This is a genomic window from Leifsonia sp. Y878 (assembly GCF_057669685.1).
In genome coordinates this window covers 1233214-1253280 of the sequence record NZ_JBYHFS010000001.1, presented here as the reverse complement: position 1 = coordinate 1253280, position 20067 = coordinate 1233214, and the positions used below count along the sequence as shown (strand labels likewise).

The 20067-nt window shown below is 64.2% G+C and carries 16 protein-coding genes; 12 read left to right on the top strand and 4 right to left on the bottom strand.

What is annotated here, in order from left to right; genetic code table 11:
* Window positions 1–29: 29 nt before the first annotated feature.
* A complete protein-coding gene (locus tag AC25Y4_RS05850) occupies window positions 30–2657 on the bottom strand; it encodes an ATP-dependent DNA ligase (protein WP_488119409.1) in 2628 nt (875 codons plus the stop codon).
* 88 nt (window positions 2658–2745) lie between these two features.
* On the opposite strand from AC25Y4_RS05850, the gene ku reads away from it, so the two are divergent.
* The 5 genes from ku (at window position 2746) to AC25Y4_RS05825 (ending at window position 6231) form a co-directional block, all read left to right on the top strand.
* Window positions 2746–3585 (top strand): non-homologous end joining protein Ku, encoded by an 840-nt coding sequence (ku, locus tag AC25Y4_RS05845; protein WP_488119408.1) that lies wholly within the window; start codon window positions 2746–2748, stop codon window positions 3583–3585.
* Window positions 3586–3637: 52 nt separating this feature from the next.
* Window positions 3638–4255: a CDP-alcohol phosphatidyltransferase family protein gene (locus AC25Y4_RS05840; protein WP_488119407.1), complete on the top strand. Its 618-nt coding sequence runs from the start codon at window positions 3638–3640 to the stop codon at window positions 4253–4255.
* 11 nt (window positions 4256–4266) lie between these two features.
* A complete protein-coding gene (locus AC25Y4_RS05835) occupies window positions 4267–4758 on the top strand; it encodes an FHA domain-containing protein (protein ID WP_488119406.1) in 492 nt (163 codons plus the stop codon).
* Entirely contained in the window at window positions 4758–5456 is a 699-nt protein-coding gene (gene ftsR / locus AC25Y4_RS05830; protein ID WP_488119405.1) for a transcriptional regulator FtsR, read from the top strand. Before AC25Y4_RS05835 ends, ftsR begins: the two co-directional genes overlap by 1 nt.
* A gap of 223 nt (window positions 5457–5679) precedes the next feature.
* Window positions 5680–6231, top strand: a complete 552-nt coding sequence (locus tag AC25Y4_RS05825) for a MerR family transcriptional regulator (protein ID WP_488119404.1) — start codon at window positions 5680–5682, stop codon at window positions 6229–6231.
* A 375-nt stretch (window positions 6232–6606) separates the two neighbouring features.
* On the opposite strand, the gene AC25Y4_RS05820 is transcribed toward AC25Y4_RS05825, so the two are convergent.
* The gene (locus AC25Y4_RS05820; protein WP_488119403.1) at window positions 6607–7419 is read right to left on the bottom strand and encodes a ParA family protein; all 813 of its coding nucleotides are present in this window, start codon (window positions 7417–7419) and stop codon (window positions 6607–6609) included.
* A 77-nt stretch (window positions 7420–7496) separates the two neighbouring features.
* On the opposite strand from AC25Y4_RS05820, the gene AC25Y4_RS05815 reads away from it, so the two are divergent.
* From AC25Y4_RS05815 to def, 3 genes are all read left to right on the top strand, one after another.
* Window positions 7497–10901, top strand: a complete 3405-nt coding sequence (locus AC25Y4_RS05815; protein ID WP_488119402.1) for a pyruvate carboxylase — start codon at window positions 7497–7499, stop codon at window positions 10899–10901.
* A 51-nt stretch (window positions 10902–10952) separates the two neighbouring features.
* Window positions 10953–12284, top strand: a complete 1332-nt coding sequence (locus AC25Y4_RS05810) for a MinD/ParA family ATP-binding protein (protein WP_488119401.1) — start codon at window positions 10953–10955, stop codon at window positions 12282–12284.
* A gap of 113 nt (window positions 12285–12397) precedes the next feature.
* On the top strand, window positions 12398–12889 hold the full coding sequence (gene def / locus AC25Y4_RS05805) for a peptide deformylase (protein ID WP_488119537.1): 492 nt from the start codon (window positions 12398–12400) through the stop codon (window positions 12887–12889).
* Between the two features lie 58 nt (window positions 12890–12947).
* Here the strand turns inward: def and AC25Y4_RS05800 are convergent, their stop codons facing one another.
* On the bottom strand, window positions 12948–13505 hold the full coding sequence (locus AC25Y4_RS05800; protein WP_488119400.1) for a TetR/AcrR family transcriptional regulator: 558 nt from the start codon (window positions 13503–13505) through the stop codon (window positions 12948–12950).
* Window positions 13506–13683: 178 nt separating this feature from the next.
* Here AC25Y4_RS05800 and AC25Y4_RS05795 point away from each other — a divergent pair, with 178 nt between their 5' ends.
* A complete protein-coding gene (locus AC25Y4_RS05795; protein ID WP_488119399.1) occupies window positions 13684–14694 on the top strand; it encodes an SDR family NAD(P)-dependent oxidoreductase in 1011 nt (336 codons plus the stop codon).
* Between the two features lie 140 nt (window positions 14695–14834).
* On the opposite strand, the gene AC25Y4_RS05790 is transcribed toward AC25Y4_RS05795, so the two are convergent.
* A complete protein-coding gene (locus AC25Y4_RS05790; RefSeq protein ID WP_488119398.1) occupies window positions 14835–16670 on the bottom strand; it encodes an AMP-dependent synthetase/ligase in 1836 nt (611 codons plus the stop codon).
* 173 nt (window positions 16671–16843) lie between these two features.
* Between AC25Y4_RS05790 and AC25Y4_RS05785 the strand changes: the two genes are divergently transcribed.
* The 3 genes from AC25Y4_RS05785 (at window position 16844) to AC25Y4_RS05775 (ending at window position 20009) form a co-directional block, all read left to right on the top strand.
* Window positions 16844–17794 carry an ROK family glucokinase gene (locus AC25Y4_RS05785; RefSeq protein ID WP_488119397.1) on the top strand — a complete coding sequence of 317 codons (951 nt, stop codon included), beginning with the start codon at window positions 16844–16846 and terminating at the stop codon, window positions 17792–17794.
* A gap of 58 nt (window positions 17795–17852) precedes the next feature.
* The gene (locus AC25Y4_RS05780; protein WP_488119396.1) at window positions 17853–18542 is read left to right on the top strand and encodes a lysophospholipid acyltransferase family protein; all 690 of its coding nucleotides are present in this window, start codon (window positions 17853–17855) and stop codon (window positions 18540–18542) included.
* A gap of 138 nt (window positions 18543–18680) precedes the next feature.
* A complete protein-coding gene (locus AC25Y4_RS05775) occupies window positions 18681–20009 on the top strand; it encodes a class II 3-deoxy-7-phosphoheptulonate synthase (protein ID WP_488119536.1) in 1329 nt (442 codons plus the stop codon).
* Window positions 20010–20067: the final 58 nt, after the last annotated feature.

Genomic DNA, 20067 nt, shown 5'->3' with positions numbered 1-20067 from the left:
CGAGCGTAGGCGCCGGTGAACCGCAAGAATCACGCTTCCCGCACCACGTCATCCGCTGCCTTGTCCGGTCGCAGTCCCCGCCATGACGGATGACGCAGCCGATCGGCATCCGTCCACTCCGTGAATTCGACCTCGCCGACGACGGTCGGAGTCACCCAGCTGGCATCCCGTGCCTCCGCGGCCGGCACATCAATGAACGGCGACGAGTCGCTGGCCAACGGGGAGAGCAGTTTCATCATGCGGTCCAGGTCCTTGTCGCTGAAACCGGTGCCGACCCGGCCGGCATACTGCAGCCCACCGTCGGTCGGAATGCCAACGAGCAACGACCCGAGCGTCTTCGCCCTGCTGCCGTTGCCCCTGCGCCAGCCGCCGATGACCACTTCCTGCGTCAGGTGATGCTTGATCTTGATCCACGACCGCGAGCGGATACCTGTGCTGTAGCCCGCATCGCGTCGCTTGGCCATCAGTCCCTCCAGCTTCAACTCGCGGCTGGTGTCGAACGCCGACCCGAAATCCCCGTCGAACGCAGGCGGTACCTGGATGCTGCCGCCAGCGGTGACGAGGTCCTGCAGCAGCTCGCGCCGCTCGTCGTAGCTCAGATCAACGACCGATGTGCCGTCGCGTTCCATGACGTCGAAGAGCATGTATCGCACCGGCACTCGGCGCCTGAGGGCGGCCACATCGCGCCGAGACGTGACACCCATCCGGTTCTGCAGCATTGAAAAGCTCGGCCGGCCGGCAGCGTCTGCCGCCACGATCTCCCCATCGAGCACAGCGGATGTTGCCCCCACCCGCCCCGGAAGGTCTTCAACGATCTCGGGGTACGACACCGACACATCGTTTCCGTTGCGGGTGAACAGCCGAACCGATGCGTCCTTCCCGTGTGCAGGATCGGCCGCAGTGACGTACGCGATCGCACGGATGCCGTCCCACTTCATCTCGAACGCCCACTCGTCATCAGCGGACAAGTCGCGCTCCGTCCCCGCGGTGGCCAGCATGGGTGCGTACCGAGGGTGAACCTCGGAAGTCGCCGTCGCCGTCGCCTTCGGCCGCGCACCCGCCCGTTTGCCCGCCCGCGGTGGCGCGGCGGTTTCGCGAGCGGCGGCGGGTGCTGCAGCGGCAACTCGAGCCTCCGAATGGCCGGAAGGACGGTCAGCAGCAGAGCCGTGGTCAGCAGAGTGGTGGTCAGCGGCGCCGTGGTCACCGGAATGGTGCTCACCAGGATTCAATTTCATCTGGTGGATCAGCCAGTTGTTCGCGCTGCGGCCGCTGCTGCCTCCTCCGGTGCGGATCAAGGCGAAGCGGCGCGGGCCGCCCAGCCCACCGTCCGGCAGGCCGTGCAGGGTGACGATAACCTCATCGTCTCGCCATTTCTCGAGCTCGTAGGTGCCGCTGTCCCAGATCGACACCGTGCCTGCGCCATATTCCCCGCGCGGAATCTCTCCCTCGAAACTGCCGTACTCGAGCGGGTGGTCTTCGACCTGCACCGCGAGGTGGTTCTTCGTTCCCTCCGTCGGCACGCCCTTGGGCAACGCCCACGACGCAAGCACACCGTCGTGCTCGAGCCGGAAATCCCAGTGCAGGTTCCTGGCATGGTGCTCCTGGATCACGAATGACCGGCCGTCGTCGTCGGCAACGGATGCCGGAATCGGCTCTGGCGTCTTCGCCGCGTCCCGCTTGCTGCGGTACTGCGTGAGCCTGTCTGGTTCGTTGGTCGACTCCGCCTGTTCGTCGGCCGCTGTGAACTCGGTGTCGAGGTGGTCTGGGTGCGCGTCGAGCAGCACAGCAAGGGGGTCGGAGCGTCGCTGCATCCGCTTCATCACCTGCTCATAGTCGAGGTGTGCAAGGTCAGGAGCTGACAGCTCGCGCCAGGTGCGGGGGACCGCGACCATGGGCCGCGCCCTGCCGCGCAGCGAGTACGGCGTGATGGTTGTCTTGGCCGCACTGTTCTGGCTCCAGTCCACGAACACCTTGCCAGGGCGCAGCGACCGTTTCATGTCACTCACAATCAGGTCGCGGTGGTCGGCCTCGAGCGCCCGCGCCAGTTCGTGCGCGACCTGCGACACCTGGTCGGAGGTCGCCCGCCGATCCAACGCCGAATACAAGTGGATGCCCTTGCTCCCGCTGGTCACCGGCATCGGATCCAGCCCCATGTCCGTCAGGATCGTGCGGGCGAGCCTGGCCACCTCGGCGCACTCGGCGAGGGTTACGCCTTCGCCGGGGTCGAGGTCGAGTACCAGCCGATCGGGGTTCCTGGGCGTGCCCGCGCGGTTGAACTGCCACTGCGGCACGTGAATCTCAAGGGCGGACATCTGCCCGAGCCAGGTGAGCGTCGCCAGGTCGTTGACCAGGGGGTACTCGTTGACATGGTTCGTGTGCTCGATAGTGCGTCGTTTCACCCAGCTCGGCGTCCCAGAGTCCAGATTCTTCTGAAAGAAGGTCAAACCGGGCTCGGCATCCGTTCCCACACCGTGCACCCACCGCTTGCGGGTGGCCGGCCGATTCTGCGCGTGGGGAATCAAAAACTCAGCGACGGCGGCGTAGTAGGTGAGCACGTCGCGCTTCGTGGTGCCGGTCTCCGGATACAGCACCTTGTCGAGGTGGGTCAGGGTGATGCGGTGACCGTCGACGCTGACAACCTGAGACGCCTCTTTCATGAGGCCAGCATCCTCCACCCTGCCCGCCCCTGGCTAGCCTCCCAGGCATTGGCTAGCATCCCGGGCTGCTGAGGTGTGTACTGGGTGCATGAGATCGATCTGGAAAGGGGCGATAACCTTCGGGCTGGTCAACGTGCCGGTGAAGGTCTACAGCGCCACAGAAGACCACGATGTCGAATTGCACCAGGTGCACGACGAAGACGGCGGCCGCATCAAGTACCAGCGTCGGTGCGAGGTGTGCGGGCGCGTCGTGCCCTATGAGCACATCGACAAGGCATACGAAGACGGCGACCGCACTGTCGTCATCACGGCAGAAGACCTGAAGGCGCTCCCGGCAGAGCGCAGCCGCGAAATTGACGTTGTCGAATTCGTTCCGAACGACCAGCTCGACCCCATCATGTTCGACCGCTCATACTTTTTAGAACCTGACGGGTCGTCTCCGAAGGCATACGCGCTGCTCAGGAAGACTCTCGAATCGACCGAGCGCACGGCGATCGTGCGTTTCGCGTTGCGGCAAAAGACCAGACTGGGCGCGCTGCGGGTGCGCGACGATGTCCTGATGCTCCAGTCGCTCCTCTGGGACGACGAGGTGCGTGAAGCCGAATTCCCTTCGCTCGAAGAGAAGGTGAAGATTTCTGAGCGTGAACTCGAGCTTTCGGCCGCCCTCGTCGACTCCTTCGCCTCTGATTTCGAGCCGGAGAAGTTCACCGACGACTACCAGGTTCAGCTGAAGACCCTGATCGAAGACAAGCTCGCTCACGGCGACGTCCTCGAAACCGCGCGCACCCTCGGCGAGACTGGCGAGACCGGCGAAGGGGGAGAAGTGCTCGACCTGATGGAGGCGTTGCAGCGGAGCGTGGACCGCAGCCGGACCGCGAAGAAGAAGTCCACAGCGCGAACCAGCAGAAAAGACGCCTCATCAGCGTAGATTCTGCCCGTCGCGCTTACGGGGGTCTGCTCGCCGTCGATAGTCTGTTCTTGTGACACAGCCAGCGGAGAACGAGGTAAGCAGCCGGGTGCTCACGCTGCCAAACCTCCTGAGCTTCGCTCGCCTCCTGTTGGTGCCGGTCTTCCTGGTGCTGCTCATCAGGGGAGAGGATGCCTGGGCGCTCGTCGTCCTCATCATCTCCAGCATCACCGATTTCCTCGACGGATACCTCGCCAGGAGCCTGAACCAGATAAGCAGGCTCGGACAGCTTCTCGACCCTGCAGCTGATCGCCTGTACATCTTCGCCGCGCTGATCGGTCTGGCCTGGCGCGATCTGGTTCCCTGGTGGATCGTGCTCATCATTGTCGCGAGGGACGTCTTCCTGCTGGTTCTCGGGATCGTTCTCGCCAACCACGGTTTTGGCCCTCTTCCCGTGCACCAACTCGGCAAGATGGCCACCTTCTGCCTCTTCTACGCGCTCCCGATGATCATGCTCGGTGAAGCTTTCCCTGTCTTGTCATGGTGGTCGCAGCCCGTTGGGTGGGCCTTTGCACTGTGGGGAGCCTTTTTGTACTGGTGGGCGGGCATTATTTACGCGATCGAAACGGCACGAGTGATTCGCCTTCCGCGGGTTCAGCCGCCCTCCGTTTCCGATACGCTTGGTTATTAGGAGGTTTTACGGTGGCTGATACCGAAGAGAACAAAGAACCCGAGCGCACGCAAGCGCCCGAGCACTCCTCGGGTGCGACCGATACAACCCTGAACTTCAGTCAGGAGTTCGCTGCGCAACTCGCAGCGATCGACGGCGATGTCACGGCGGAGGAGCAGGAAGCCATTGCGGCACTGCCCTCAGGCTCGGCATTGTTGGTTGTGCGTCGCGGCCCGAACTCTGGGGCTCGATTCCTGCTTGACGCTGACGTGACGACCGTTGGTCGCCATCCAGATGCCGACATCTTCCTTGACGATGTGACGGTCTCCAGGCGCCACGCAGAATTCTTGCGATTCGGCACGGCGTTCGAGGTGAAAGACCTGAACTCCCTGAACGGCACGTACTTCGACGGCGTCCGCATCGACAGCGCGCTGTTGGCCGATGGCGCTGAAGTGCAGGTCGGCAAGTTCCGTCTCACGTTTTACGCTTCGCGGCTCGACCTCGCTCATATGGCGAGCAGATAGTGTCAGCGACGTCATCCGCCAGGGCGAGTGGCCAGGGCGCGGCGCCGCTACTCAGCATCGGCCAGGTACTTGCGCGGTTGACCCCGGAGTTCGCTGAACTCACCCCATCGAAGTTGCGCTTCCTCGAGGAGCAGGGCCTGGTGTCCCCAGCGCGCACGCAGTCTGGCTACCGCAAGTTCTGCGCGAGCGACGTCGACCGCTTGCGCCTCATCCTGTCGATGCAGCGCGACCACTACCTGCCGTTGAAGGTCATCCGCAGTTACCTGGACGACCTGGATGCCGGGCGCAACCCCACGCTGCCCGGTGGGGCTCCCGCCCCGTCGATGCTCTCCGCCGTTCGCCGTCTCACGAGGGAAGAACTGCTGCGCGAGGCATCCGCGTCTGCGACGCTGCTGCACGATGCGATCGCGGCGTCGATCATCCTCCCCGCAGACCACTACGGCGAAGACGCACTGAATGTGCTCCGTTCGCTCGTCGATCTGCAGCGCAGCGGCATTGAGCCCCGGCATCTGCGGGGTTTCAGGGGAGCGGCCGAGCGCGAACTTGGCCTCATCGAGAGCGCCCTGGTGCCGATGTCACGACGCAAGGATTCATCAAGCAGGGCGAAGGCCGCCGAAATGGCCGTAGAGATCGCCGGTCAGCTCGAAGTCGTCCGGAGCAGTTTGATCCGGTCTGCACTGACCCGCCTCACGTCCTGAGCGATTCGGAGCTTTCGCTTCTTTCGACGTTAACGGCGTCTCGACGGGTCGTCGGCGTACACTGAAAAGGCGACGTCCACCGGCCAGGAGCCGCCGGTCGTGACCTCGGAAATTCGACACGCCGACGCGGAAGTGCGAATGTCGTTGATCAGGGCCGCTGCCGTCTGTACCGTGGACACAGTGACGCGGTAACGTCGCAGACAATCCCCCGAGAGGCAATCGAATGAGCGAACTCAAGCCACGAGACGATGCCTCGCGATACGGACTCGGACTGCTGTTCACCGATGGAATGCCAGAGCTTGATGAGAACTCCGGATACCGCGGTGCGATTGCCGCACGCGCAGCCGGCATCAGCTATCGCCAGCTTGACTACTGGGCTCGCACCGGACTCGTTGAACCGACAGTCAGGGGAGCCGCAGGCTCCGGCACGCAGCGTCTCTACGGCTTCCGCGACATTCTGGTCCTGAAACTCGTTAAGCGCCTGCTCGACACCGGCATCTCGCTTCAGCAGATTCGCACCGCCGTCAACCAGCTGCGCGAGTCAGGCGTTAACGACCTGGCCCAGACCACTCTCATGAGCGACGGCGCCAGCGTCTACCTGTGCACGTCGAACGACGAGGTCATCGACCTGGTCAGCCGCGGACAGGGCGTCTTCGGAATCGCCGTCGGCAAGGTCTTGCGCGAGGTGGAGAGCAGCCTCGTCGAACTCGACACCCAGGCCATCGACCACGCGGACGAACTCGCCGTGCGTCGCACGGCTCGCAAAATCTCCTAGCCGTTCCGCAACGAGCGGTTACCCAACGAGCCGTTCCGCAACGAGCGGTCTCGAGAAGGCCGTGAACGGCCTCCTCGACCAGCGGGTGTCCGTCGTTGACGCGCCCCTCCGGTGGTTGAGGAGCGAGCGCCAGCGAGCGTCTCGAAACCAGTCCCCACAGAATCCGAGCCGCGCGCCGCTCAGCACCTCAGCCACCGGATGTCGCGAAAACCGGAAACGGTGCCTCAGAGAGCGCGATCCGTCCTGTATTCGGTGACACGTGCTCGATTCATCCTGTATTCGCTACAGGTTGGGCTGCTGCGCGGCAGCGCCACTCGCCGGCGCCCGTTCCTCAAGCACCGAGGTGGCACCGCTCACGCCGCGTGTGACGCCCTGTTACGCGTCGCGCTGCTCGGCGTATTCGCCGATTCGAGCCGTGCGCAGCACGCGGTCGAGCAGCTGGTCGAAGTAGCGTGCCATCTCCTGGGCGCTGTCGCCGGGCCAGACGTGCAGCGGCTTGGCCGCGCCCTGTGCCTGCTGCAGCGACGTACGTTCAGGCAGCTGGGGGCTGAGCACGAGCGGTCCGAACATGTCGCGCAATTCCTTGATACGGAACTGGTGCTCGAGCGAGGCCGTGCGTGCACGGTTGACGATGATGCCGAGTGGCTGCAGACGAGGGCTCAATCCACGACGGATCTCTTCGATCGCGCGCAGGGCCCTGTCGGCCGCTGCGACGGAGAACAGGCCGGGCTCTGTCACCACGGTGACGCGGTCACTGGCGGCCCACGCGGTGCGCGTGAGTGCGTTCAGGGATGGCGCACAGTCGATGAGAACGAGGTCGTATTCCTTTTCGACCGTCGAAAGTGCCTCTTCGAGCTTCCAAATATCACGGATGCTCGGGTGTGGGCCATCGAAATTGATCGCAGACGGGCTGCCGATCATCACATCGATCGTGCCGCTGCGTCCCTTGGTCCACCCACTAGGGGCGATGGCCGCACGCACCGTCTTCTCCTTGGGAGAGGCCAGTACGTCGGCAACGTTGAGGTGACCGGCGACCTGAATATCCATGCCAGTCGAGACATCCGACTGGGGATCGAGGTCGACGACCAGGGTTCTTACACCGCGGGCGAAGGCAGCAGAAGCAAGACCAAGGGTCACCGTGGTCTTTCCTACGCCTCCCTTGAGGGAGCTGACGCTGAGTACGTGCACAATCAGTTACGTTACCTTCACTAGGCTGAGAGTACCTAACCGTTAGCTGTGTGCACCCCCACGCTCGAAAGGTCTGCATGTTCACCAAGATTCTCGTTGCCAACCGTGGGGAAATCGCGATTCGCGCCTTCCGCGCCGCCTATGAATTGGGCGCGAAAACCGTCGCTGTTTTCCCTTTCGAAGATCGCAATTCGCTGCACCGTCTGAAGGCCGATGAGGCCTACCAGATTGGTGAGACCGGTCACCCTGTGCGGGCATATCTCGACGTCAGCGAGATCATTCGTGTTGCAGTGGAGTCCGGCGCAGATGCGATTTACCCCGGCTACGGCTTCCTCTCTGAGAATCCTGAGCTGGCTGAAGCCGCCGCAGCCGCCGGCATTACCTTCATCGGTCCTGGCAAGAGCGTGCTCGAGATGGCCGGCAACAAGGTCACGGCGAAGGAACACGCCATCGCTGCCGGTGTACCGGTGCTGAAGTCGACCCCGCCGTCGCAGGATGTCGACCTCCTGATCAGCCAGGCCGACGAGATCGGTTTCCCGATCTTCGCCAAGGCTGTCGCCGGTGGTGGCGGGCGCGGCATGCGTCGCGTCAACTCGAAGGCCGAACTCCGCGGATCCCTCGAAGAGGCCATGCGCGAGGCCAAGAGCGCCTTCGGCGACGCCACGATGTTCCTGGAGCAGGCTGTCCTCCGCCCGCGCCACATCGAGGTGCAGATTCTGGCGGATGCCACGGGCGAAACGGTTCACCTGTTTGAACGCGACTGCTCTGTGCAGCGTCGTCACCAGAAGGTCATCGAGATCGCCCCAGCGCCGAACCTCGACGAGACGGTGCGCCAGAGCATGTACAAGGACGCCATCGCGTTCGCCCGCTCGATCGGTTACGTCAACGCAGGCACCGTTGAGTTCCTGCTCGACACCCAGGGGGAGCGTGCCGGCCAGCACGTGTTCATCGAGATGAACCCGCGCATCCAGGTTGAACACACGGTGACCGAAGAGGTCACCGACGTCGACCTCGTGCAGTCCCAGATCCGCATCGCAGCCGGTGAGTCCCTCGAAGACCTCGGTCTCACCCAGGACAAGATCCAGCTTCGCGGCGCCGCCCTGCAGTGCCGCATCACCACGGAAGACCCCACCGCGGGCTTCCGCCCAGACACCGGCAAGATCACCACGTACCGTTCACCTGGTGGTGCCGGCATCCGTCTCGATGGCGGAACGATCAACCCCGGTGCGCAGATCAGCCCCCACTTCGACTCGATGCTGGCCAAGCTCACCTGCCGTGGCCGCGACTTCGACGCGGCCGTCGTTCGCTCCCGTCGCGCCCTGGCTGAGTTCCGCATCCGTGGTGTGTCGACGAACATCCCGTTCCTGCAGGCCGTGCTCGACGACCCAGACTTCGCCGCCGGCGACCTGAGCACGTCATTCATCGACGAGCGTCCAGAGCTGCTCAAGGGACGCCCGTCCAAGGACCGCGGAACCAAGATCCTCAACTGGCTCGCCGATGTGACGGTGAACCAGCCCAACGGATCGCCGATCACCTCTGTGAAGCCCGCGGACAAGCTGCCGAAGATCGACCTGTCGACGCCGCCACCTGCCGGTTCACGCCAGCGCCTGCTGGAGCTTGGCCCGAAGGGCTTCGCTGACGCGCTGCGCGCCCAGACGCCGCTGGCCGTGACGGACACCACATTCCGTGACGCTCACCAGTCGCTGCTGGCTACCCGCGTGCGCACCAGGGACCTCGTTGCCGTGGCGCCATACGTCGCCAGGATGACGCCAGAGCTGCTCTCCGTAGAGGCATGGGGCGGCGCGACGTACGACGTCGCACTGCGCTTCCTCGGCGAAGACCCGTGGGAACGCCTCGCAGCCCTCCGTGAGGCGCTGCCGAACATCAACATCCAGATGCTGCTGCGCGGCCGCAACACGGTCGGCTACACGCCGTACCCGACAGAGGTGACGGATGCCTTCGTGCGCGAAGCCGCCGCCACCGGCGTCGACATCTTCCGTATCTTCGACGCCCTGAACGATGTGTCCCAGATGCGTCCGGCCATCGACTCCGTGCTGGCAACGGGGACGACCATCGCTGAGGTTGCCGTCTGCTACACGGGCGACCTGCTCGACCCGGCTGAAGACCTCTACACGCTGGATTACTACCTGCGCCTCGCTGAGCAGATCGTTGACTCTGGCGCGCACATCCTGGCGATCAAGGACATGGCCGGCCTGCTGCGCCCGTCGGCGGCTGAGAAGCTCGTCACGGCATTCAGGGAGAACTTCGGCCTTCCCGTTCACGTGCACACCCACGACACCTCCGGCGGACAGCTGGCAACGCTCCTCGCCGCATCGCGCGCCGGTGCAGACGCAGTTGACGTGGCCAACGCATCGATGGCCGGCACGACGAGCCAGCCGTCGGCATCCGCTCTGGTCGCCGCCCTCGCGCACACCGAGCGCGACACCGGAATGTCGCTGAAGAACGTGAGCGACCTCGAGCCGTACTGGGAGGCCGTTCGCCTCGTGTACCGCCCGTTCGAGTCCGGCCTCATCGGCCCGACGGGTCGCGTGTACACCCACGAGATCCCAGGCGGACAGCTGTCGAACCTGCGCACGCAGGCCGTTGCCCTCGGCCTCGAAGACCACTTCGAACTCATCGAGGACATGTACGCAGCTGCGAACACGATCCTCGGCCGCATCCCGAAGGTGACGCCGTCGTCGAAGGTGGTCGGCGACCTCGCCCTCTACCTCGCGGCAGTCAAGGCCGACCCGGCCGACTTCGAGGAGAACCCGGGCAACTACGACGTGCCTGACTCCGTGGTCGGCTTCATGGCCGGTGAGCTGGGCGACCTGCCAGGCGGCTGGCCAGAGCCCTTCCGCACCAAGGTTCTCGCTGGGCGCACCATTCGCACCGGCATCACGGAGATCACAGACGACGAGCGGGCTGCGCTGAACGCCGACAGCACCACGCGTCGCGCCATGCTCAACCAGCTGTTGTTCCCTGCCCCCACTCGACAGTTCGAGCAGACCAGGGAGCTCTTCGGAGACCTCTCGACGCTCGACACCGTCGACTACCTCTACGGCCTCAAGCAGGGCCAGGAGCACGTCGTCGAGATCGACAAGGGCGTTCGCCTCTACGCAGGGCTTGAGGCCATCGGTGAAGCCGATGACAAGGGCATGCGCACGGTCATGACCATCCTGAACGGCCAGCTGCGTCCGGTCTTCGTTCGCGATCGCAGCATCGCGGTGGAGACCAAGGCTGCAGAGAAGGCGGATGCGAATCGGCCAGGCCAGATCGCCGCTCCCTTCTCCGGAGTCGTGACCCTGCAGGTTGAGGATGGGACCGTTGTTGAGGCTGGCCAGACCGTGGCATCCATCGAGGCTATGAAGATGGAAGCTGCGATCACCACCCCGATTGCCGGTGTCATCGAGCGTGTCGCGATCCCGAAGACGCAGCAGGTTGATGCAGGAGACCTGCTGGTCGTTGTGAGTCCGCGCTAGTCTTAGGTGCGCTCCCCAGACGGGGGGAGCACCAAAGAGGAGTTCGGTCTGTTGTCAGAAAAACCCAAGGATGACGAAAACGCCGCCCAGTTGCTCGCGTCAGACGCACGCGTGCTTCCCGGCGACGAGTACCACAGCGAACTGCCTCCGCACAGTTTCGAAAACCTGGCAGCTGCCCTCCCCGAGAGCCTGAGCGTCCCGATCGACGTTCCAGCTCCCCGGAGGGCAGTGTCAGGAGCACGCTCAGAGAGCGGCTCGCACACCGGACCAGTGTCGACGCCAGCAGCCGCATCGTCGGCACCACATCCGGCGACTCACACGATCGAGATCAGTACGCCGCGCACGGAACGCGTCGCCGTCTCGGCGCGCGACACTGCGCCGTTGCTCGATGAGTCAGCGCCCAAGCGTGATCGCGTGCGCACCGAAAGCCACGACGCACCTGAGTCGGCCTCGATGCTGACCTCTGACCGCCTGCTTGAGGTGAACCGCAAGACCCGGCGTCCGCCCCAGGGCGGCTGGAACCGTTTCGTGTACAACGCGACGTTCCACCTGGTGAACCTCGGTGACTCTGCGAAGGTGCGCGCCCAGAAAGAAATGGATGCCCGCATCCAGAAGCAGTTCGAAGGTGGCGCGCGCTTCGTCCCGATCCTCACGCGGAAGGGCGGTGTCGGCAAGACAACCGTTACGACGCTGCTCGGCATGGCTTTGGCGGATGCTCGCGAAGACCGCATCATTGCCGTCGACGCGAACCCAGACCGCGGTACGCTCTCAGAGCGGGTGCCGAAGCAGACCAGGTCAACCGTGCGCGACGTCGTCACGAAGGCATCCTCCATCGGTGGTTTCACCGACTTCTCCGCGCTCGTCTCCCGCGACGTCACCCGCCTCGACATCCTGGCCTCAGACACCGATCCCATGCTGTCAGAGGCGTTCGACGAGAACGACTACAACGTCGTTGCAGATCTCGCCGCACGTTTCTATTCGATCGTGCTCACCGACTGCGGCACCGGCATCGTGCACTCCGTGATGCGGGCAACGCTGCAGCGCGCTGACTCGATCGTGATCGTGTCGGGCGGCAGCGTCGATGAGGCAAGGCTGGCGTCGGAGACCCTTACCTGGCTTGAGGCCAACGGCTACGGGGAACTCGTCAGGAACGCCATCGTCGCGCTCAACACGGCCACCCAGGGCACCAACCTGGTGAAGCTCGAAGAGATCGAGTCACACTTCCGCTCGCGGGTGCGTGAGATCGTGCGTATCCCGTACGACCCGCAGCTTGCCGCCGGCAGCGTTGTGTCGTACAACGACCTGCAGCCGATCACGAAGCTGGCCTCGCGAACCCTCGCAGCACTCGTCGTCGAGGGCCTGCCGGCAGACCGCACCGCCTAAGCGGCGTTGCAGCACCTCGTTAGCCCGTGACCCACGTACTACCCGGCCGCCACCGCACCGCGGAGGCGTTGCGCTACTTCCAGAACACCGCACACCACCACAGGGAGATCACTGTGCCCGAACGCCAGATTCGTCTCTTCGGAGATCCTGTCCTCAAGACCGTGTCCGATCCGATCGTCGCGATCGACGATCGTGTTCGGGCTCTCGTCACTGACCTCATCGACAGCGTGCAGCTGCCTGGCAGGGCAGGGGTGGCTGCAGCGCAGATCGGGGTGAACCTCCGCGCCTTCAGCTACAACGTCGACGGCGAGGTCGGGTACATCCTGAACCCAGTGGTCGTTGAGCTCTCCGGAGAACCGGAACTCGTTGACGAGGGATGCCTGTCGGTTCCCGGCCTCTGGTACCCGGTGAAGCGGTACCCATTCGCCAGGGTCACGGGAATGGATCTCGACGGCAATCCGGTCGAGCTCTCCGGCCATGACCTGATGGCGCAGGCACTGCAGCACGAGACCGACCACCTCGACGGGATGCTCTACCTCGATCGTCTCGACAAGGCGAACCGCAAGGCCGCGATGAAGGAAGTCAGGGAATCCACCTGGTTCTAGCCGTCACGCGCAACAATCCATCGCGCGCAACGGATGCCATCAGCCGCGTATGCGCGAGCTAACCGCGCAGACCAGGCCCAATCAGTACCCGCCACACCCAGTCGGCCGCCGTCTCAACGGGTGGCCGCGGGTCGCGGTCAAGCCAGTACACGATCACGCTGAGCGCTGAACCGGCGATACCGACCCCGACGACATCGAGCGGGAGCCCGTGGAATGCGTCAGAGCCAGAGGCGACGACGCCCTCGCTCGCTGCCTTCTCCAGACGCGAGCGGATGCGGCCGGCCGCGGCCGACGCGCCTCGTTCGCCCAGCACGATCCGATAGAGCGCTGCGTGCGTCTCGAAGTGCTGGAGATACGCGACGAGATCGGCCGGTGGCCGCTCAGGCAGCGGACCGTCGAGGGTTGGCACGCGCGCTCCTGCCTCCGCTTCGACGACGTCAAGGGCGTCGGCGAGCAACGTCTCTTTGTCGGAGTAGTGCTGGTAGAAGCTGCTGCGGTTGACGCCAGCCCGTTCGACGATGCTGGCGATCGTGATGCCGTCGAATGGCTGCTCCGCGGCAAGCGCGAGGAGCGCCTGCTGAAGACTGCGGCGCGTGCGTTCGACTCGGGCATCCATTCGTCGATTCTCTCAGTGTTTTCGCCCTTCCGATGCACGTTTGCCGACATGTGTTGGATTTCCGACATCCGTTGGATAGCCTTGAAGTAGCTCGATAGGACACGGTGAACCCGTTTCCAGACGGCCGACAAACCAGGACGAAGACCGTTCGTCCGGCATCCTTTCAGAAGGGCACAACATGGCATCGAACCCGATTCTCACCGCCAACAGCACCATCGGCGAATGGCTCGCGCACCCGGAAGGTGGGCCGGCCGTCAGGGGACTGCTCGCGGCCTCCGGTGCCGATGAGGCGTCGCTCGCTCCGGTTCTCGGGCTGCCGCTGCAGCAGCTCGTTGCGCTCAGCCAGGGCCAGATGCCGCAGTCGGTCATTGATGACCTGGTGAAGTCGGTCAACGGTGGCGTGATCCCAGAGAGCGAAGCCACCGGCTGGCAGGAAAAGGTGAGCACCGGTCGTTTCGCAGGCAAGACCGTCGTTGTCACGGGCGCCGCCTCCGGTATCGGCCGCGCGACTGCTGCACGCATCGCCCGTGAGGGAGGCCGTGTCATCGCGGTTGACATCTCTGCAGAGAAGCTCACCGAGTTCGCTGAGTCGCTGCCAGAGGCCGAGATCGTCACCGTTGCCGGCGACATCACCAAGCAGGAGTCGGTCGACGCTATCGTGGCCGCAGCCGGCGACCAGATCGACGGCCTGGCCAACGTGGCCGGCATCAATGACGACTTCTCGCCGCTGCACGAGACCAGTGATGCGATGTGGGACCGCGTCATCAGCGTCAACCTGACCGGAACCTTCAAGCTCACCCGCGCTGTGCTCCCCGCGATGATGGCTGCCGGTTCAGGGTCCGTCGTCAACGTTGCAAGCGAGGCTGGCCTCCGCGGCAACGCATCCGGCAACGCATACACGTCGTCGAAGCACGCCGTAGTCGGCCTCACCCGCAGCGCCGCGTTCATGTACGGCCCGCAGGGCATCAGGGTTAACGCCGTCGCCCCAGGCGGCGTCGCCACCGGCATCCCGTTCCCCCCGCACGTTTCTGAGGTCGGTCAGGCTCGCCTGCAGCCGTTCCAGTCGGCGATCCCGTCCCTCGCGACAGCGGAGCAGCTCGCTGCATCGATCACCTTCCTGCTGAGCGATGATGGCGTGAACATCAACGGCGTCGTCCTGCCGTCTGACGGCGGCTGGTCAGTGCAGTAATACACACTGCAGCAATACGCACCTCCGCCTTAACACGCGACTTGCGCGTACACAGAACGGGCGGGGTGGATGCTTCGGCATCCACCCCGCCCGTTCTGGCGCTGACTGTGATTCTGTCTGCGTTAGTGATTCTGTCTGCGTTAGCCGCGGATGGAGAAGCCCTCCGTTGCCGGAGCGTCGGCGTAGAGGTCCTCAATGGTTGTGCTGAAGTCGCGCACGATAATGTTTCGCTTGATGCTGAGCTTCGGCGTCAGGTGCCCGCTGTCCTCGGTGAACTCTGTCGAGAGGATGACGAACTTGCGGATGGACTCTGCGCGCGAGACGCCTTCGTTGGCGTGATCGATGGCCCGCTGCACCTCGGCGAGAACCGCTGCGTTCTTCGTCGCAGCCGGGATTCCCATGCCGGCATCCTCGCCGTTGTTGTTCAGCCAGACCGGCAGCATGTCAGGGTCGAGCGTGATCAGCGCTGAGATGAACGGCTTCTGGTCGCCAACGACGACGACCTGGCCGATGAGCGGGTTCGAACGGATCGGGTCCTCAAGCTGGGCAGGCGCCACATTCTTGCCGCCGGCCGTGACGATGATTTCCTTCTTGCGGCCCGTGATGGTGAGGAACCCATCCTGGTCGAAGCCGCCGAGGTCACCCGTGCGGAACCAGCCATCGTTGAAGACCTCTGCGGTGGCCTCAGGGTTGTTCCAGTACTCCTTGAATACGTTGACGCCCTTCACCTCGATCTCGCCGTCATCGAGCACGCGAACGCCGACGCCGGGCAGCGGCGGACCAACGGTGCCGATCTTCGACTTGGTGGCCAGGTTCACGGTGGCAGGCGCCGTGGTCTCTGTCAGTCCGTATCCCTCAAGGATCACGATGCCGAGGCTGTGGAAAAAGTGGCCGAGCCTGGCGCCCAGCGGGGCTGAGCCTGAGACGGCGTACTTGACGTTGCCGCCCATGGCCGTACGCAGCTTGCTGTAGACCAGCCTGTCGAACAGGGCGAACTTGATCTTCATGCCGAGCGGGATGGGGGAGCCGGCCTCCAGCGCCTGCGAGTGCTGCACAGCGACCTCAGCGGCTGCGCGGAAGATCTTGCCCTTGCCGCCGGTTTCTGCCTTCTGCTCCGAGGAGTTGTACACCTTCTCAAACACGCGAGGAACGGCGAGGAGGAAGGTGGGCTTGAAACTGCCGAGAGACGGCAGCAGCTGGCGGGTGTCTGCCTGGTGCCCGACTCTCACGCCGTTGTCGACGCAGAGCACCGTGATGAAACGAGCGAACACGTGGGCCGTCGTGATGAACAGCAGAGTGGATGCGCCGTTCTTGTCTTCCAGGACCTCACGCAGGGCGATGCCTGAATTCCGGCTGGTCTCGAAGAAGTTGGCGTGGGTCAGCACGCATCCCTTCGGCTTTCCGGTTGAGCCTGAGGTGTAGATGAGGGTGGCCATGTCGCTGGCCACCGCGAGGTTGCGGCGGCGCTCGATCTCGGCATCCGTCACCTCAACGCCACTCGCCATGAGCTTGTCAAGGTCGTCCAGGTGGATCTGCCAGAGGTTGGCGATGCCGGGGAGGTCAGGGCGCACCTCATCAAAGCGGGCGAACTGGTCTGGAGACTCGACGATGAGGCTTCCGGCGCCTGAGTCACCGAGGATCCACTTCACCTGGCTGGGGGAGCTGGTCTCATAGACCGGAACCAGGATCGCGCCTGCGAACCAGGTTGCGAAGTCGATGAGTGTCCACTCATAGCGGGTCTTGCAGATCAGGCCGATCTTGTCGCCTGGCTGGATGCCGGCTGCGACAAAGCCCTTGGCGAGGGCGACGACCTGGCGGTGGAACTCGGCGGTGGTCACCGGTGACCAGCCGCCATCAGCTGTCGGCAACGAGAACAGCACAAGGTTGGGGCTCGCCGCCAGGCGCTCCACCAACAGGTCGGTGATATTGGCCTCTGGTCGGGCAGGTACGACTGCGGGCGTGGTGAACTCTTTCACGGCAACTCCTTTGGTACCGGATGGGCTTTCGTCGACTGGCAGTCATGCTGTGCGTGCCAGGCGCTGATCGCCCGACGGCGAACTGGTTTACTACACTCTAGAGGGTGGTGTCCGTTGCGTATTCAACGCCGGGCATACTCCAACACGCTTCCTCAACATGAAAGGTGCTGCTTGTGCACGCCATTGGGATCGATATCGGCGGCACAAAGATTGCCGGCGCCCTCGTCGACGAACTCGGCAACATCGTCACAGCGCTGCGCACGCCGACCTCCGCAGCGAATCCGAGTGAGATTGAAGATGCTGTTGTCGAGATGATCGAGCGCCTCAGCGCCGGACAAGAGGTGGTCGCCGCCGGCGTTGCAGCCGCTGGTTTCATCGACTCCGCACAGTCGACCGTGTACTACGCCCCCAATATCAACTGGCGCAACGAGCCGTTCCGCGACAAGCTTGAAGCGCGCCTCGACCTCCCCATCATCGTGGAGAACGACGCGAACGCCGCCGGCTGGGCCGAGTTCCGCTATGGCGCAGGGCGCACATACAGCGACATGGTCACGCTGACCATTGGCACGGGTGTCGGTGGCGCGATCGTGTCGAACGATCGACTGTTCCGTGGCGGATTCGGAGCGGGCGCAGAGCTCGGTCACATGCGTCTCGTGCCAGATGGCCTGCCCTGTGGCTGCGGCGCACGCGGCTGCATCGAGCAGTACGGCTCAGGCCGCGCGCTCCTGCGCATCTCCAATGACCTAGCAGATGCCGGCGGAATCGGCCTGCGGTTGGCTGAGGTTCGCCAGCAGAATGGCACGCTCACCGGACACGACGTCAGCGCACTGATCGGTGAAGGCGACGGGGGAGCCCTGACGGCCCTGCGCCAGCTGGGCGCAGCACTCGGACAAGCCTGCGCAAGCCTCGGCGCGATCCTCGACCCGCAGGTCTTCGTCTTCGGTGGCGGCGTCGCCGCAGCTGGCGACCTGCTGCTCGACCCCATTCGTACCGCGTACCTAGACCACCTGCCCGCCCGTGGTTATCACCCTGAGGCGTCGTTCGCGATCGCTGAGCTCGTCAACGACGCCGGAGTTGTGGGTGCAGCCGACCTGGCTCGCCAACACGCGCTCCGTCTTCGGTAACGGCCGGTCGGCAGAGGCGCAGTAGGCTGATTCATCACACGCAGGAGGGAGGAGTGCAATGTTCTACTGGTTCATGAAGAACGTTGTGGTCGGTCCGATCCTTCTTGCAATCTTCCGGCCCTGGATTATCGGCCTCGAGAACGTGCCGAAAACGGGTGGGGTCATCCTGGCCAGCAACCACCTGTCGTTCATCGATTCCATCTTCCTGCCCCTCGTCGTTCCGCGGCGCGTGGTGTTCCTGGCCAAGAGCGAATACTTCACGGGCAAGGGCCTGAAGGGGTGGGCGACTCGCCAGTTCTTCAAGGCAACCGGCCAGTTGCCGATTGACCGCTCTGGCGGCAAGGCATCCGAAGACTCACTGAACACCGGCCTCCGCGTACTCGGAGAGGGCGGTGTGCTCGGCATTTACCCCGAGGGCACCAGAAGCCCAGACGCCAAGATGTACCGCGGCCGAACCGGCGTCGCCAGGATGGTGCTCGAGGCCGGCGTTCCCATCGTGCCCGTCGCCATGATCGACACAGAAAAGGCGATGCCGACCGGGACTCGGATTCCCAAGGTGCGTCGCATCGGCATCGTCTTTGGCGAGCCCCTCGACTTCAGCCGCTTCGAGGGAATGGAGGGTGACCGTTTCGTGTTGCGTTCCATAACTGACGAACTCATGTACGAGTTGCGGCACCTCAGCGGCCAGGAGTACGTGGACGTCTACGCGACCTCCGTCAAGGAAAAGCGCGCAAGCCTTTCGCGCTAAGCTGCGACAGGGGAGCCACGCGCCCGCGTGAGCATACCCACCGTCATTCACCCACCGCGTATTCGCGGTATCCAGAGAGAAAACAGGAACAGTCCAGTGGTAAATAGCACCGAACCAGTTGTATTGGCAGATGAATCTGTGATCGCTGGACTGGACTATTGGCGCACGCTGGACATCAAGCAGCAGCCTGAATGGCCGGATGCAGACGCCGTCGCTGCGGCATCCGCTGAACTGGCCACACTGCCACCCCTGGTTTTCGCCGGCGAAGTCGACATCCTGCGCGAGCGCCTCGCTGAGGCTGCCCGCGGTGAGGCGTTCCTGCTGCAGGGCGGCGACTGCGCAGAGACGTTCAGCGGCGCGACCGCCGACCAGATCCGCAACCGGGTCAAGACTGTGCTGCAGATGGCCGTCGTTCTCACCTACGGCGCGTCTATGCCCGTGGTGAAGATGGGCCGCATGGCCGGCCAGTTCGCCAAGCCGCGCTCGAGCAACCTTGAGACGCGTGGAGACGTCACGCTGCCCGCCTACCGCGGCGACATCGTGAACGGATACGACTTCACACCCGAATCACGCGAGGCCGACCCGGCTCGCCTGGTCAAGGGATACCACACAGCGGCATCGACGCTGAATCTCATCCGTGCGTTCACGCAGGGTGGCTTCGCCGACCTGCGCCAGGTGCACAGCTGGAACCAGGGCTTCGCCGCCAACCCGGCCAACCAGCGCTACGAAAAGCTGGCCAAGGAAATCGACAGGGCGATCAAGTTCATGATCGCGTGCGGTGCGGACTTCGAGGCGCTGAAGCGCACCGAGTTCTACACCGGTCACGAAGGTTTGCTGATGGACTATGAGCGCCCCATGACGCGGATCGATTCGCGCACGGGAACGCCGTACAACACCTCGGCCCACTTCATCTGGATCGGCGAGCGTACGCGCGAGCTCGATGGCGCCCATGTTGACTTCCTGTCGCGGGTGCGTAACCCCATCGGCGTGAAGCTCGGCCCGACGACGTCGGCCGACGACATGCTGCGCCTGATCGACGTTCTCGACCCGAACCGCGAACCTGGACGCCTCACGTTCATCACCCGCATGGGTGCAGGCAAGATTCGGGATGCCCTCCCGCCGCTTCTCGAAGCGGCCAAGGCCAGCGACGCGCAGCCGCTCTGGGTGACAGACCCGATGCACGGCAACGGCGTGACGACCCCCACCGGCTACAAGACCCGTCGTTTCGACGACGTGGTCGACGAGGTCAAGGGCTTCTTCGAAGCGCACCGCGCAGTCGGCACGCACCCGGGTGGCATCCACGTTGAGCTGACCGGTGATGACGTCACCGAGTGCCTCGGCGGATCTGAGCACATCGACGAGGCCGCACTGGCGACCCGCTACGAGTCGCTGTGCGACCCGCGCCTGAACCACATGCAGTCACTGGAGCTCGCGTTCCTGGTGGCAGAGGAGCTCGCTGCTCGCTAGCTGCTGTCGCACTGAAAAAATTGACCCCGGTCGCATAGCTGTAACGGCTTCCGTGGCC